Below are 16,631 nucleotides of genomic sequence, written 5' to 3'. Positions count from 1 at the left end.
CTATTAATGGAAATCACAGAAAAATTAAAATCAAAAAAAATTGTCAACTATTACAAAAATCTAAGACAAGATTTACAAGAACAGGCAGAGAAAAGCATATTGTCTCAGCTGTTTTCTAAACCTAAATTAAAGAAAGACGTTGCTACATTGGGGCTTTTGTTTTTGGGTAAAGAAAATCATTATCAGGAACTGACTTTAGGTTCGAAGAAAACTGAAGAAATCAAAAAATATTTAAAACCGGATATTTGGGAAGACCAAGAATTCTACAAACTATTGGTTTATTTTTTTGGAGAAAACGCAGATTTGGTAAAATACGCATGGAATAAAATGCCTTACAAAATGTATCAATCGGGATATGATCGTCGCTCGTTTCGTGCTCCCAATAATGAAAAATTTGTATTGCTCAACCAAATCAATTTAATTAAAAATTTGCTGCAGTTTCCAAGTACATATTCTTACAGCAGTAATTTTGAATATTACAACCTGTCTTTGGAGGAACAGATTATTTACGATCATGCTTTATCCAATAACTCAAGTCAGTTTTATATCTGGTCAGCAGCAATAGATAACGGAAACAAAGAAATCTATCAGTTAATTGAGGATATTATTTTCAATAAACATACGGAAGGAAAAGTTTCGCAAAACATTATAAAAGCTTTGCTCAACAGCGAGCAGAAACATTGTTGGGAATTGGTAGAGAAGCTTTTGCTTGCGGCACAGCGGCAGGAAGGTTTAAGGCAAACTATTTTGGAAGCATTAGACGAAACAAGCATCGGAGCTTTACAATATATGACGAATGTAATTGTGGAGCATAAACTGACACGTTTTTCATCGGTTGTGCGTGCAATTGATACTTGGACGGGTTTAGGTTGGGACGCTGAAAAAGAGTCTGTCGTTAAAAATATAGTATCTCTGGCTCATACTTATTTTAATAATCCGGAACAGATTTTTGAAGCTGTTAAAAGTAAAAATAATAATGAAGTGTATATGGCACTTTGGGTTCAGGGAGTTTTGGATGTAGAAAAAACGGTTCCTTATCTGCATGATTTGTTTGATAAAGGTAGTGTAGAAAAGAAATGTTTGGCGATAAAATTCGCTGTAGAAACTGAAGATCCTTACATTCAGATGCCATTGTATTATAAAGCCGTCTTGGAAGGTGATTTACAGGTTTTAGCATTTGCCGGAGCTCCTATGGTTTCACTTTTAAGCGCAAATGTTAATTCTAAATTTTATGTCAATAACACCGATTATCCCAACTTTTTTGAAAAACTTCATGAGCTAACTCAAAAAATAGAAGTTAAAGAAAAAAAGTTTGAAGGAAAAGTTTTCTCTTGGCAAAATGCGACTTTCAAAAAGAGTGATTTATATGCTTCAATGTTTTATCTGGTAGGAGAAGATAGTGAAAAACTAGACTTGGTGCTTTCTTATTTTGATCAGTTTGATCTGAGCTTAAGAGAGCAACTCACCAGAAATATTCTCGGTGATTTCTACTGCTACTCTTACTCTTATAATTTTGAAAAGAAAAAGAAAGAAGTTACCCCTTTTCAGAAAGAATTTGCTTTTAAAATTATCAAAGACAGAGGAGAATCTATGATTGCTTCAGGAATTAATGTTTTACAGCAAGGTTCTTTAAATAAAGATGAAGTCATGATTTTCTTTGATCTGTTTAAAAGAAAAGGTGGAACGCTTCGTAAAAAGTTAATAGAATTGATGATGAAGCAAGAGGATGCAGTAGTCGCTCCATTGGTCGAAGAATTAACCGTGAAGGGAGATATTGAACAAAGAACGGCTTCATTGGATATTATGCTTCAGCTCCAGAAAAACAGAAGGTTGTCTGATAAAATTGATCAATGGGCTTTACAGTATTCTGAAAAAACAAAAATTTCTGATAGAGAAAAAAACTTATTGGATCAGCTTAATCCTTCTGAAGATAAAGAAATTCTCTCAGAAAAAAACGGATTTGGTTTCTATAATCCTTCCGTTATCTCAAAGTATGAGTTGCCAAAAGTAGAATCAGATTCTTTCTATGCAAAAGCAACAAAGAATGATAAATATGGCTTCACGCAGTCTTTAGATCATATTAAATCTGAATTAAAAAAACTTAATGATTTATTTTTAAAACATAAAGATCACGAATATGAATACGAAGACTGGAATGGTTCTCTAGTAAAAGAATTGCTAGGAAATAATTTCCGTCAGATTAAAAAAAATACGGAAGGTTTTATTGGCGAAGAATTAGCAGAAAACTACCCACTGTATGAAGTTTGGGAACAATGGTATAAAGATTCTAAACTACAGCCGGTAGATTTATTTTTATTGACATTTGCAGAGAACTGCGATCGCAAAAAGTTTAGAGATTTTCTTGAAAATTATGTGTTTTATCACAAAGACTTCATTCCGAATCCCCTTAAAAATGATTATTACTGGGACAATCCTCTTAAAAACATTCTCTTATCATTAGAATACAAGTTTGAATTTAAAGAATCAATAGATTTTCTGATTGATGCCTGTGCTACTTTATTTGCAAATCTTCCGAAAGAGATTATTGATTATAAAGCCAAACCAAGCGAATATTACTACAGATACGATGGAGACGGATGGCAAAATGCAGTTTTTTTTAAAGTGTTTTTACAGTCAATTCCGGTAAAAAAGCTGACGGATGAGCAATTTGCAAAAGTCTGGAACTTGTACCGATGGATGCAGTTCAACGGATCACAGGATAATGTAAAATACACAGTTCCTGGTTTCTACTTATTCTGTAAAGCTTATGAACTAAAAATTATTACCAAAGATGAGCTTTATGAAGGAGTTTTTACAGCAGAATCTGCAATAAGAGACCTTACGACAACCAAGTTTTATCATCACAGCGAAAAATATCTGGAAACATTCCCTTTCCTGAAGCCTGTAATTGACGGAATTCAGAATAAATTTTTAGATATAGAACTGATTCGCGGTGATGCGAATACTTCGGTTTCACATTTTGTCCAGGAATTTCAGGCGATTTATGGAGCTGAACGGTTTGTGCAAATTTTAAAAGGTTTAGGCAAAGCCAATTTGTATGCAAATTATATTTACAGCTACGGAAGCGAAAGTATGACGAAGCAAAAGCTGTTTTCTTATCTTTTGTCTAATTGTTATCCGTTGGAAAGTGATACTCAGGAATCGTTTAATGCAATGGTGAAAAAGGAGAAAATTGCTGAGCTTCGGTTGATTCAGGCTGCAGTGTATGCTCCGCAATGGCAGAAATTTATTAATAATTATTTAGGTTGGAAAGGCTTAGATTCTGCAATTTGGTGGATGCATGCACATACAAAAACAGGTTCTTATCAGGCTCAGAATTCAGGTCTTGAAAGTGAAGTAGCAAAATATTCTTCCGTAGACGTTCAGGAGTTTCAGGATGGAGCGGTTGATAAAGATTGGTTTACTAAAGCGTATAAAGAATTAGGAAAAGCCCGCTGGGAAATGTTGTATGAATCTGCAAAATATATTTCTGATGGAAATGGACACCGAAGAGCGAGGTTATATTCTGATACCTTAACAGGAGATTTAAAAATAAAAGAAGTTACGGCAAAAGTAAAAGACAAGCGTGATCAGGATTATCTTCGTGTGTACGGTTTGGTTCCTTTAAGTAAAACAAATTCTGAAAAAGATGTTTTAAACCGATACGAATACATTCAGCAGTTTAAGAAAGAAAGTAAAGAATTTGGCTCGATGAAACAGGCGAGTGAAGCATTGGCCATTCGTGTGGCGTTGGAGAATTTGGCAAGAAATGCAGGTTATCCTGACCCGATCCGTTTAACTTGGGCTATGGAAACCAAGCAGATTCAGAACTTATTATCAAAAGAAACTCAGGTTACCATTGATGGCGTTACGGTCGGTTTAATTATCGAAGACGACGGAAAAGCCGAATTGGTTGTTTTCAGAGATGATAAACAGTTAAAATCAATTCCGCCAAAAATTAAAAAGGATAAAGCGATTGTAGAATTGGGAACTTATCGAAAAATCATGCGTGAACAATGGATGCGCTCCCGAAAAGGACTTGAAGAAGCGATGATAAGAGGCGATGAGTTTTTTTATGCTGAAATAAAAAATCTTTTTGAACATCCGGTTATTGTGAAACATTTAGAAAAACTGGTGTTTATCTCTAATGATAATAAGATAGGATTTTTCCATGATGGAAATTTGGTAGACGCTCAAGGTGAAATTCATGAACTGAACGAAAATAATACATTAAGAATCGCTCACTGTGTAGATTTGCATCAACATTCGGTTTGGAGTGATTTCCAGCATTATTGCTTTAAGGAAAAATTGATTCAGCCATTCAAACAAATTTTCAGAGAATTATATACTCCGACTCCGGATGAGTTGCAGGAAAAATCTGTTTCGAGACGATATGCAGGACATCAGATTCAACCTAAGCAAACCTTAGCTTTACTAAAAACAAGAGGATGGAAGGTAGATTATGAAGAAGGTTTGCAGAAAGTTTATCATAAAGAAGGTTTTCAGGTTAAATTATACGCGATTGCAGATTGGTTTTCTCCTGCAGATGTAGAAAGCCCGACCCTTGAGACAATAGAATTCCATTCATTAAAAGATTATAAAAATATTCCTTTTGAAGATATCAACCCGAGATTGTTTTCTGAGGTAATGCGTGATGTTGATTTGGTTGTTTCTGTTGCTCATGTTGGTGGAGTAGATCCTGAAGCAAGCCATTCTTCTATTGAAATGAGAGCGGTATTAATGAAAGAAACGGCACGGTTATTTAAGCTTGAAAATATAAGAATTGAAGGTTCTCATGTCTTAGTGAAAGGTCAATTGGCAGAATACAGTGTACATTTGGGGAGTGCGGTTGTACATCAGGTTCCCGGGAAATATCTGTCGATCCTTCCGGTTCATTCACAGCACAGAGGAAGGTTGTTTTTACCTTTTGCAGATGACGATCCCAAATCTGCTGAAGTTTTGTCTAAAGTTTTATTATTGGCAAAAGATAATGAAATTCAGGATCCGACAATACTTTCTCAGATCAAAAGAGAATATGTTTAGAACTAAGCTAAATCCTTATAATAGAAAAGTACACTGTGAAAAGTGTACTTTTTATTTTTTAAATATCAGATATAACAAGTTGGAAAGCGTAGCATAAAAAAAGCATCCTTTTTCAGATGCTTGTGTTTTTTTAGATATGTTTTGATTTAAACTTCGTCGTCAGAATCTATAGTGTAAGTTCTGCTTTTGAAATCTTTATCATGCTTTTCTGAAATAACATCCTCACCTTTTTCATTAATGATGAAATCTGTGGACTCATTAAACATCTCCTGAAAACTTTTAAAATCTTCTTTGTAAAGATAAATTTTGTGCTTCTCGAATGTAGCTTCTCCATTCTCTCCGAAATTCTTTTTGCTTTCGGTAATCGTAAGATAATAATCTCCTGCTTTAGTCTCTCGCACATCAAAGAAATAAGTTCTTCTCCCCGCTTTTAACACCTTAGTGAAAATTTCATTTTCATGGCGTTCCTTGTATTCACTCATTATTAGATATTTTTTTAAATCTTGTTAAGAACAAATATAAAATATTTCTTTTAATCACAAAGTTTTTTTTATGATTTATTTAACAATTCAAAATGTTTTGGCTATGCAGTTGCAGAATTGCTAATTTCACTAAGATTAAGAATGAGGTCTGCTCTTTGTGCGCTAGACTCTCTATGTGTGATGATTATGGAAGTAGCATTATTGATTTTATCATCTATGTTTCTGAGGATATTCTGTTCGGTTTCTGTATCTAATGCAGATAGGGAGTCATCAAAAATAATGATATTTGGGTCTTTTATTAAGGCTCTAGCAATGCAAATTCTCTGTTTTTGACCTCCCGAAAGCATTACGCCTCGTTCGCCCACCATCGTTTTGTATTGATCTTTAAACTCAACAATGTTTTTGTGCACATCTGCAATTTTAGAATATTCAACCACTTTTTCATGCGTAGGATGGTCGATAGAGAATCCTATATTATGTTCTATAGAATCTGAAAAGAGATAACTTTCCTGCGGAATATAACCAATGAAATTTCTGTAATTTTCAAGATTATGATCTTTTAAATTTTTACCGTCAATCAAAATTTCGCCTTCAGTAGGATCTATAAGTCTGCAAAGAAGTAAAGCGATCGTCGATTTTCCACTACCGGTTTTTCCCATGATGGCTAAAGATTTTCCGGCACCAATTTTAAAACTTAAGTTATCTAATGCTTTAATTCCTGTGTTTGGATAGACGTAAGAGACATTTCTAAATTCAATATCACCTTTAATAGGGTAGTTTTCAAAGTTTTTATTGTAAATATCAGACTGCTTCTCCAAAAATTCATTAATTCTCTGCATGGAAGCTTCTGCTCTCTGATTAATTGATGTTACCCAACCTACCATTGAGAATGGCCAGATTAAAATATTAATGTACATAAAGAAATCTGCAATTTTACCAACGGTAAGCTCGCCTGCAATATATTTTTGTCCGCCAATCAAAATTACTGCAACATTCAATAACCCGATTACAAATAAAATAATGGTAAAGAAATAGGCTTCTGTTTTTGCTAAATCTAAAGCTTTATCTTGGTAATCGCTTACTTTAATACCGTAATTTTTTTGGATATATTTTTCCTTTGCAAAGTATTTTACCACTCGTATTCCTGAAAAACTATCCTGTACAAAAGTGGAAATCGCAGACTGACTTTTCTGCATCACTTTTGATTTTTTATTGATAATCGAGCTTACTTTAAATATGATAAAAGATAAAATCGGAAGCGGCAACAACGTCCAAACCGTCATTGAAACATCAGTTGTAAGCATATAAAAACTGGTAATCAATAATAATACAATAAGATTGACCACATACATTACACCTGGTCCCAGATACATTCTTACGGCAACAATATCTTCACTTAATCTATTCATTAAGTCTCCGATGGTTGTTTGCTTGTAATCGGTAAGCGATAACTCCTGATAATGTCTGTAGATTTTATTTTTTAGTTCATATTCAATTCTTCGGGATGCAACGATGATGGTTTGTCGCATCATAAAAGTAAAGAATCCGGTAAGAAGAGAGCAACCGACAATAATGGCAACGTAGATTAAAACTTGCTTATTAAAGCCCAGATTTCCATGTTTTGTAAGCTCGTCAACCGATTTTCCAACGAACTGTACCTTATATATATTAAAAAAATTACTGGCGATGATGAATAATAACCCCCAAAACAATAATATTTTGTGCTTCCAAAAGTAAGGGTTCAGAGTTTTCAGTGCTTTCATAAAGTTTCACAAAATTACAAAAATTGAAGCAGACTGAGAATTTCATAAATTTTAAATTTCATATCTTTGCACGCATAAAAAGCTCTTTGAATGTTAGGAAGAAGACAAATCCGTGAAAAAGTAGTAGAATCTGTGTATTCGTACTACCAAAACCCGATAAAATTTGATGTGTTAGAAAAAAACATGTTTTCGGGAATAGAGAAAATCTATAATCTCTATATTTTTCAATTGAATTTTTTGGTGGGTCTGAAAGATCTTGCCGAAAACCAAATGGAAATTGGTAAAAACAAATACTTTAAAACTGATTCAGATGTTAATCCCAATCAAAAATTTATTAATAATCAGGTTTTAAAAAAGCTTGATGAAAATCCTGAGAGATTGTATTTCTCTGGTCAGCATAAAGATTTGAAATGGGACTTGCACGATGATATGTTGGTGAAAACTTTCCAACGTATGACTGCAGGAAAGCGTTATCAGGATTTTATGAAGGAAGATGGTTATTCTTTTGAAGATGATCAAAAGTTTATCGGAAAATTATTTTTAAGGTATATTGCCGAAAATGATGATTTTCATGATTATATCAGCGATAGAGAACTTACTTGGTCAGATGATATTCATATTGCCAACTCGATGGTTCAAAAAACAATCGGTTTTTTGAAAGAAGATGAAGAAAGCCGCACTTTAATTAAAATGATTAAAGATGAAGAAGACGCAACTTTTGCGAGCAAACTTCTTAGAGATACTTTGAATAACTGGGAAATTAATGAGAAAAAGCTTTCTGAGCGTCTAGAAAACTGGGATTTGGAAAGAGTGGGATTGATGGATAAAGTTATTTTAACAACTGCTATTTCAGAGCTAGACAATTTTCCTTTTACCCCTTCAAGAGTTATTATTAATGAATATATTGAGATTGCAAAAGTATATGCGACAGATCGTTCTAATATATTCATCAACGGTATTTTAGATAAATATTGTAAAGATTTAAATAGAATATAAATTAAAATTAATTTAATATGAAAAAGACATTATCAATTATTGCTTTGTCTGTAATCGGATTCGGATTGGTTTCTTGTAAAAAAGAAGAAAATAAAGAAGTGCAAAATGCAGAAGTAATTGGTGTAGATTCTACCAATGCACCTGCTGCACCTTCAAATGACTCTACAGTTTCACCTGTAACTCCTACAGTTGCCGGAACTGAAGCTGCAGCTCCTGTAAAATCTAATCAACCTACCACCACAATTGCATTATCTGAAAGCAATTTCGATTTTGGAACTATTAAAAAAGGAGCAAAAGTAAACCACGTTTACGAAGTAACCAATACAGGTACAAACCCATTAATTATTTCTGAAGTAAAGCCTGGATGCGGATGTACTGCTCCTGAATTTACTAAAGATCCAATTATGCCGGGTAAAAAAGGGAAAATTACTTTGAGCTTTGACTCTACAAGCTTTGACGGAAGCGTACAAAAGTATGCTGATGTTTTTGCTAACGTAGAAAATGCTCCGATAAAATTGACATTCAATGCCAATATTCAACCATAATTAAATGAATATGTTAACATTATTTTTACAAGCACCTGCACAGGGAAATTCAACGACTATGTTGATGATGATGGGGGTGATGGTTGTCGGATTTTATTTTCTGATGATCAGACCTCAAATGAAGAAGCAGAAGCAGGAGAAAAAATTTCAGGAAGATCTGAAAGTGGGAAGCAGAGTAGTGCTTACTTCTGGTCTTCACGGAAGAATTGCTCAGATTCAGGAGGATGGAGTGGTTATTGAAACCCTTTCAGGAAAACTGAAATTTGAAAAAGCAGCAATTTCAAGAGAATTTACAGCAAACAGATTTGGAGACAAAGCGGCGGCTGATAAAAAAGAAGTTGTAGAAACTGAAAAAAAATAATTTAGTTTTAAAATAATATTGTGAATTGGCGCGGTGAAAGAAGCTCACCGCGCCAATTTTTTTATACATCATTCTGTAAAAACCACAACATTCTGAACTTATTTTCATGATTGTGAAATTTTTGTTTATATATAAAAATGTTTGTGGAAGTTATGCTAAAAAAATATATTTGACAGATTATTAAAAGACTAAGAAAACCATGAAAAAAATTCTTCTTTGTTTGGCGTTTACCTTCCTAAGCATTATTTCTTTTGCACAGAAAATTCCGTTTGACATTAAAAAAAGCGATGTTTTTAAAGATGAATACAAACGTTCATCGATTGCTCTTGTAGAAGATGACGGAAAAGGTGGAGTGGTGGTTATTCGCTCTTATGTTGGTGGTGTTTTTTCTTCCGGATCTGGTTATTATTTTGAGCATTATGATTCCAATCTTAAGTTGATAAAAGAATTTGAATATGAAATAAACTATTCTAAAGCGGTAAGACAAAGTTCTGTGTTGGGTGTTATTATGGATGGTGAGAATATACATATTATCGATTTTATATATGAAAAAGATCAAAAAGCTTACATCTGTTCTGCAATGTCATCTAATATTAATGATTTTAATTTCAAGAAGAGCGAATTGTTTCGGGTTAATAGTGATGAGATAAAGCAATTTGTTTTTTTTAATGCAGGAGTTTTTGATGGTGATTACGGAGCGAGTATGATTGTTAACGAAAATCGTACTGCATTTGCAGTGACGGTGGATATTAAAGATAAAAATACAGAAACGCACCGTATGTTTGTGTTTGATCAATCGCTTCAGAAAAATATTGATCATACTTTTAAAAAAGAGATAAAGGACAGAAAATTTGTTTACGAGAATATTGATGTTTCTAAAGACGGAAAAACAATTTATGTTCTCGGGAAAGTATATAGCGATGACAAAAAGAAGAAAAAAGAAGGCGGAAAATATCAATATGAATTAACTCGCATTACTGGTGATAGCGAAAAAACTCAGGTTTTTGATTCTGATGAACATTTTGTAGCGTCTCTTAATACAATCGTTTTTGAAGATCGTTTAATATGCCTTGGCTTTTATTCAGATCTACGAGATCATAGATTTAAAGGAATTTCTTATTTCGAGCTAGATCCTGTCACTTTAGAAATGAAAAAAGTAAAGTACAATCCGTTTACGGAGCAATTTATCATTGATAAATATGGGAAAGACAAAGATAAAGAGTTGAAAAATCTTTCTTTTAGAAAAATAATTACAACTCAAAACGGAGATATTATTTTTAACGCTGAAGAATTTTATATTACTTCACATTATTATTCGTCGCCATATGGCGGAGGATATTCGCGCACAATTTTTCATTATGATGATATTGTTACAGCAAGGCTTAATCCAGCTGGTGAAATTGTTTGGGCAAGAAATATCAATAAAAGACAGACAACTAATGGAGACGAATCTTTTATTTCTTACACTTCAGCTGCTGTTGGTAGCGACGCTTATTTCTTTATCAATACAGGTGAAAAAGTAAAGAAACTAAGCAACGACAGAATCCAATTTGGACAAACCAGTTCCAAAAAAGCCAATCTTAATATCATCCGGGTCAATCAAAATGGAAATTTCGATTACCAGGAAATTTTAGATAATGAAGACAGTGAAGTTCCGTTTATGGTCTCAAATGGCGCTATTTCTGGTGATTCTGTTTATTTCATTGGAAGAAAAGGAACGAAAAAACAAATTCTGAAAGTATCTTTATAAACTGAACTAATTTAAAATATTTCGTTTCGGCGGGGTGAGGATAGATTACCCCGCCGAAACTTTTTTAATATTGATGAATCATTTTGTTATTCTTTAAACTATTAAAGTTGTGATTTTAATTCTTAAAGGATGAAAAAAATAGCGTCGAATTTTTATTGTCTATTTTGTGAGAGTATTTGTAAGATTTCTATTAAAAAAATATCTTTACCTAATGAATCAAAACAAAACTGTTCTCATTCTTGGCGCAAATTCCGATGTTGCAAAACAATGTATTAAACAATATATAGCAAAAGGATTTTTGGTTGTGGCGGCATCTAGAAATACCGAATCTTTAGAAAACTTTATTCAGCAAAATAATCTCAATTCAAAAGTTACAGTTTTATCTTTTGATGCTGTTGATTTTGATTCTCATCAAAAGTTTTACGATGAACTTCCTATAAGACCTCATATTGTTGTTTACGCAGCCGGATTTTTAGTTGACAACGAGAAAGCGTTAAGCGATTTCAAAGGTGTTCAACAAATGATGACAGTGAATTATATGGGTGCGGTTTCTATTCTGAACATTATTGCGATGGATGGAAGTAATAAAAATTTAGAAAGAATCATCGGATTGTCTTCTCTTTCAGGAGTGAGAGGGCGTAAAAGTAATTTTGTATACGGAAGTACAAAATCAGCTTTTACTACTTATTTGGCGGGTTTAAGGCAGGAACTAGCGCAGAGAAATATTAAAGTCAACGTTTTGGTCAGTGGATATATTAATACGAAAATAAACGCTGGTTTAGACCTTAATAAAAATCTTCTGATGGAACCTGATTATGTGGCAAAGCATCTTGTGAATGCAGGTAATTCTTTTACGATTGTTCCTAATTTTAAATGGAAATTGATTTATTTTATTTTAAAAATCTTGCCGGAAAGTTTGGTGGCGAAATTGCCATAAAAAAATAATTTTCGTTTTTTTATTTTTCAAATTTACCATATATAAAATAGGTTAAACTTCTTGCTGCGATTTATAATGCGCAACAGCCACATGAATTTCAAAATAAGAATAATCGTCACCCAACGCTTCTTTTATCACTTTTAAAGATTGAATTTTTGGGGTTTTTGCAACTTCGATGATGTTTTCTATTTTGTTAGTATTCACTAGTTCACTTGCATTTATGGTTCCGTCCACGACGAAATTAATTAAATGATTCTGAATCGTATTGATTGACAAATTTCTTATTTTGGCAATTTCCTCGATGCTGTTATTTTCTTTGTAGAGTTGAAAAGTTGTAGCAAATGTTCCAGATGTGTTTTTATTTGCCTTTTTGGGTTTCTGTTCTCGTTGTTTTTTTTGTTTTTTTTCTGAGACTTTACTGCTCAAATTATTAATGTTGCAATATTCTAAAATGACTTCAAGAAATAATTCTCCATACTTTTCTATTTTAAATTCCCCAAAACCACTAATTTGATTAAGTTCTTCTTTGGTATTGGGCAGATAAGTTGAAAGTTCCATCAAACTGGCATCAGAAAAAATAACATACGGCGGAACGTTTTCTTTTTCTGCCTGCTTACGTCTGAGTTTCTTGAGCTCATCAAATAAATCGAGGTTTTCTGCTATTTTATTTTGAGTATAATTAGTCTCAATCTCAGCTACAGTTACTGCTTTCGCTTGTTCTTTTATTTTTTGTAAGCTTACTTTTTTATGTTTAAATAAAACCAAATTGCTTTCTTCTGTTAATTTTAAAACAGAAAATTCTTCATTTGATTCTTTTAGAAAACCATTGATTATTAGTTGTTTGATGAGGTTTTGCCAATAGTTTTTATCACTTTTATTTCCAATACCATACGTAGGAAGACTTTGCATATAATCTGTAATTTTGGCACTTTTTGAACCACGCAGAAAATCAATAATCATGTTTTTTCCGTACCGTTCTTTCAGTCGGAAGACGGCACTGAGTAATTTTTGAGCATCAACGGTTGCGTCCCAGGTTTCAAATTCACTGAGGCAATAATCACAATTGTTGCAATTTCCAGGATGATTTTCTCCAAAATACTCCATCAGATATTGTCTTCGGCATTTTTGCATCTCGGCAAAATCAGCCATTTGTTGCAGCTTTCGCAACATTAGACCAGATTGTTCTTCATTGCCTTCTATCAAAGCAAATCTTCGAAGTTTTATCACATCAGCACCAGAATAAAACAAAATCGCTTCACTCGGCAGACCATCTCTTCCGGCTCTTCCCGTTTCCTGATAATAGCTTTCTATATTTTTTGGTAAATCTGCGTGCATCACAAAACGGACATTACTTTTATCGATCCCCATTCCAAAAGCAATTGTTGCAACCATTACCTGAGTTTTGTCTTTGATGAAGTCTTCCTGAACCTTTGCCCGTTCGGCTGATGAAATTCCTGCGTGATAAAAAGCAGAATTGATACCATTTTCTTTCAGCTGATTAGACATTTCTTCAGTCCCTTTTCGGGATAAGCAATAGATAATTCCAGAATCGTTGGGATGCTCACTGAGGTATTGAGTAATGTGATGAAGGACAGACTGTTTGGGCTGTACAAAATATTTGATATTGGCTCTGTCGAACGATGAAACTAAAACAAGAGGTTGCTGAAGATTCAGTTGTTTGATGATATCTTGTCTTGTAATTTCATCTGCACTTGCCGTTAAAGCAATGATTGGGATTTGTGGAAATTGATTTTTTAAACTATTCAGAAATAAATAGTCCGGACGGAAATCGTGGCCCCAATGTGAAACACAATGTGCTTCATCTACAGCAAATAATGAAACCTTAACTTCATTAAGCAATTTTAAAAATGCACCGTTATCGGCACTTAATTTTTCGGGTGCGACGTATAAAAGTTTGAGTTCGCCATTTTTTAATTGATGTAAAGTTTCATTTTGTTCCAGAGAACTCATCGAAGAATTAATGTATGCAGCAGAAATCCCATTCACGCGCAGTGCATCAACTTGGTCTTTCATTAAAGCAATTAATGGAGAAATAACAATCGCAGTACCTTCCAAAACTAAAGCCGGAACTTGGTAGCAAAGGGATTTCCCACCACCAGTTGGCATTAAAACAAACGTGTCTTTTTTTGCAATTACATTTTCCACGGCATTGGCTTGCTCTAGCCTGAAACTGTCGTAGCCAAAATATTGCTGTAAAATTTCTAGAGAAGATTTCATAATTCAAAATTTGTGTTGAAGTAAAAATAATAAATTGTGAGTAGTTTTGCGTGTTTTTTTATTTTGATGGATTCAAAAATATTGTAAAAGACTATTATTTTTAAAAATACCTGAAAATATTTTGCAATTAACTTTTAAAAAATGTGTTGATACTAAATTTCCATAAATTTCGACCTAGTTTCAAGGTAGATGATGGTTTTATTGAGATTACTTTCATCAATATTAGCTTTGTCTAAAATGAAATTCATGAATGAAGAGGCTGTGATGTAAAGATATTTATCATCTAGAATACAGTAGGTAATTTCCTGCCAAATAAATTTATATTCAGATTTATAGTTTTTGAAGGAAAAATGGGTAGGAGTAAATTCCCAAATTACATCAGTTGAGTTTATTCTGAAATTAGAAATTTCTTTATCTATTGTTTCTTTAAACTTCTTTTTAGAATTTTTATGGATAGAATAGTAAGAAAAGTATGATGAAAATGTAGCTATACCGAATCCTATAAAGAAACCTGTAAATTGATAATCATTAAATAGAAAAGTAAGAAGTCCAAAAGCTATTGAAAAAAGCCCCCAAAAGAGATTCCTATTGTTTTTTTTAAGGTTGCTCTTCCAAGCTCTTTTAAATTCATATTGCTGAATTTGTGTGAAAATTTCTTCAGAGATTGGAGTGTTGTAGGTTAGGGTTTCTTCGGTCATAGTCTTTGTTTAAATAAAAAAAGCGGAGAAAAATCTCCGCTTCTAATTTATGCTTTTAAATTTAATTTCAATTCCAATTCATCGAGTTGTTCATCAGCAATTTTACTTGGCGCATCAATCATCACATCTCGTCCTGAATTATTTTTCGGGAATGCAATGTAATCTCTAATCACTTCGTTTCCGTCAAGAATAGCTACCAAACGGTCAAATCCGAAAGCCAAACCACCGTGAGGCGGAGCTCCGTATTTGAACGCATTCATTAAGAATCCAAATTGCGCTTCTGCTTCTTCTTTTGAGAATCCTAATAAATCAAACATTCTTGATTGTAAATCTTTATCAAAAATTCGGATTGAACCTCCACCGATCTCGTTTCCGTTCAAAACCATATCGTAAGCATTGGCTCTTGCTTTTCCTGGGTCAGTTTCCAATAAATGTAAATCTTCTGGTTTTGGAGAGGTGAAAGGGTGGTGCATTGCGTGGTAACGTCCGCTTTCCTCATCAAATTCCAATAACGGGAAGTCAACAACCCAAAGTGGTGCAAATACATTTCCTTTTCTTAATCCTAAACGGTTTCCAAGTTCCATTCTCAACGCTGAAAGCTGAGTTCTTACTTTGTGTTCGTTTCCTGAAAGAATCAACATTAAATCGCCTTCTTTTGCTCCGAATTTTTCAATGATTTTTGCTAAATCTTCCTCGTTGTAAAATTTATTTACAGAAGAAGTTTTCACTCCGTCATTTTGGAATTTAGCCCAAACCATTCCTGAAGCTCCGATTTGTGGTCTTTTTACCCAATCAACAAGCTCGTCGATTTGTTTTCTTGTATAATCTGCACATCCTTCAACATTGATTCCGACAACCAATTCTGCATCATCAAATATCTTGAAATCTTTTCCTTTTACTAAATCGTTTAATTCTACGAATTCCATTCCGAAACGGATGTCCGGTTTGTCGTTTCCATATTTCTGCATCGCATCAGCAAAAGTCATTCTTGGGAAAGTTCCGAATTCCTGACCGGTAATATCTTTGATTAACGTTTTGGTCATTCCTTCAAAAACATTCATTACATCTTCCTGCTCTACGAATGCCATTTCGCAATCGATTTGTGTGAATTCCGGCTGTCTGTCGGCTCTCAAATCCTCATCACGGAAACATTTCACGATCTGGAAATATTTATCCATTCCACCAACCATCAACAATTGTTTGAAAGTCTGTGGAGATTGTGGCAATGCATAAAATTGTCCCGGATTCATCCTGCTTGGAACCACGAAATCTCTTGCCCCTTCCGGAGTAGATTTAATTAAAACCGGAGTTTCAACTTCAATAAATCCTTCGTCTGAAAGATAATTTCTAACTTTTTGCGCCATTTTGTGACGGAAGATCAATTTATCTCTTACCGGAGCTCTTCTGATATCCAGATAACGGTATTTCATCCTTAACTCTTCACCTCCGTCTGTTTCATCTTCAATGGTGAAAGGCGGAAGCTGAGATTCATTAAGAACCGTTAATTTTTCAACTAAAATTTCAATTTCTCCTGTTGGAATATTGGGGTTTTTGCTTACTCTTTCAATGACTTTTCCACTCACTTGAATCACGAATTCACGACCCAATTTTTTTGCATTTTCCATCAATTCCGCTGTAGAACGGTCTTGGTCGAAAACCAACTGAGTAATTCCGTAACGATCTCGAAGATCTATCCAAATCATAAATCCTTTATCACGAATGGTTTGTACCCATCCTGAAAGTGTAACTTCTTCATTAAGATTTTTTAGAGATAATTCTCCGTTGGTGTGCGATCGAAACATTTGTTTTAGATGTTAG

General features: G+C 33.7%; 11 protein-coding genes. 6 read left to right on the top strand and 5 right to left on the bottom strand.

Translation table 11 applies throughout. The annotated features are described in order from the left end of the window. Positions 1-6: 6 nt before the first annotated feature. The gene (locus B5X64_RS12670) at positions 7-5,043 is read left to right on the top strand and encodes a DUF4132 domain-containing protein (RefSeq protein WP_079465607.1); all 5,037 of its coding nucleotides are present in this window, start codon (positions 7-9) and stop codon (positions 5,041-5,043) included. A gap of 146 nt (positions 5,044-5,189) precedes the next feature. Here the strand turns inward: B5X64_RS12670 and B5X64_RS12665 are convergent, their stop codons facing one another. Both B5X64_RS12665 and B5X64_RS12660 read right to left on the bottom strand, forming a co-directional pair. Then, entirely contained in the window at positions 5,190-5,525 is a 336-nt protein-coding gene (locus B5X64_RS12665) for a DUF3276 family protein (RefSeq protein ID WP_029295477.1), read from the bottom strand. 101 nt (positions 5,526-5,626) lie between these two features. After that, positions 5,627-7,288 (bottom strand): ABC transporter ATP-binding protein, encoded by a 1,662-nt coding sequence (locus B5X64_RS12660; protein ID WP_079465606.1) that lies wholly within the window; start codon positions 7,286-7,288, stop codon positions 5,627-5,629. A gap of 90 nt (positions 7,289-7,378) precedes the next feature. On the opposite strand from B5X64_RS12660, the gene B5X64_RS12655 reads away from it, so the two are divergent. The 5 genes from B5X64_RS12655 to B5X64_RS12635 all read left to right on the top strand — a co-directional run bounded on the left by B5X64_RS12655 (position 7,379) and on the right by B5X64_RS12635 (position 11,877). After that, entirely contained in the window at positions 7,379-8,284 is a 906-nt protein-coding gene (locus B5X64_RS12655; protein WP_079465605.1) for a transcription antitermination protein NusB, read from the top strand. Positions 8,285-8,301: 17 nt separating this feature from the next. Beyond that, positions 8,302-8,829, top strand: a complete 528-nt coding sequence (locus tag B5X64_RS12650) for a DUF1573 domain-containing protein (protein ID WP_079465604.1) — start codon at positions 8,302-8,304, stop codon at positions 8,827-8,829. A 4-nt stretch (positions 8,830-8,833) separates the two neighbouring features. Beyond that, on the top strand, positions 8,834-9,190 hold the full coding sequence (gene yajC, locus B5X64_RS12645; protein WP_066674825.1) for a preprotein translocase subunit YajC: 357 nt from the start codon (positions 8,834-8,836) through the stop codon (positions 9,188-9,190). A gap of 199 nt (positions 9,191-9,389) precedes the next feature. Further along, complete coding sequence (locus B5X64_RS12640) at positions 9,390-10,940, top strand: hypothetical protein (protein WP_079465603.1); 1,551 nt, start codon at positions 9,390-9,392, stop codon at positions 10,938-10,940. Positions 10,941-11,151: 211 nt separating this feature from the next. Next, positions 11,152-11,877: an SDR family NAD(P)-dependent oxidoreductase gene (locus B5X64_RS12635; RefSeq protein ID WP_079465602.1), complete on the top strand. Its 726-nt coding sequence runs from the start codon at positions 11,152-11,154 to the stop codon at positions 11,875-11,877. 51 nt (positions 11,878-11,928) lie between these two features. On the opposite strand, the gene recQ is transcribed toward B5X64_RS12635, so the two are convergent. The 3 genes from recQ to aspS all read right to left on the bottom strand — a co-directional run bounded on the left by recQ (position 11,929) and on the right by aspS (position 16,615). Continuing rightward, positions 11,929-14,115, bottom strand: coding sequence for a DNA helicase RecQ (gene recQ, locus B5X64_RS12630; RefSeq protein WP_079465601.1), 2,187 nt, complete (start codon positions 14,113-14,115; stop codon positions 11,929-11,931). Positions 14,116-14,267: 152 nt separating this feature from the next. Next, entirely contained in the window at positions 14,268-14,813 is a 546-nt protein-coding gene (locus tag B5X64_RS12625; RefSeq protein ID WP_079465600.1) for a hypothetical protein, read from the bottom strand. A gap of 47 nt (positions 14,814-14,860) precedes the next feature. Then, positions 14,861-16,615 (bottom strand): aspartate--tRNA ligase, encoded by a 1,755-nt coding sequence (gene aspS / locus B5X64_RS12620; RefSeq protein WP_079465599.1) that lies wholly within the window; start codon positions 16,613-16,615, stop codon positions 14,861-14,863. Between the last annotated feature and the right edge of the window lie 16 nt (positions 16,616-16,631).

The sequence above is a fragment of the Chryseobacterium balustinum genome (assembly GCF_900168205.1).
Taxonomy (GTDB): Bacteria; Bacteroidota; Bacteroidia; order Flavobacteriales; family Weeksellaceae; genus Chryseobacterium; species Chryseobacterium balustinum.
The sequence above is the reverse complement of the archived record's forward strand: the minus strand, read 5'-3'. Positions and strand labels throughout refer to the sequence as shown.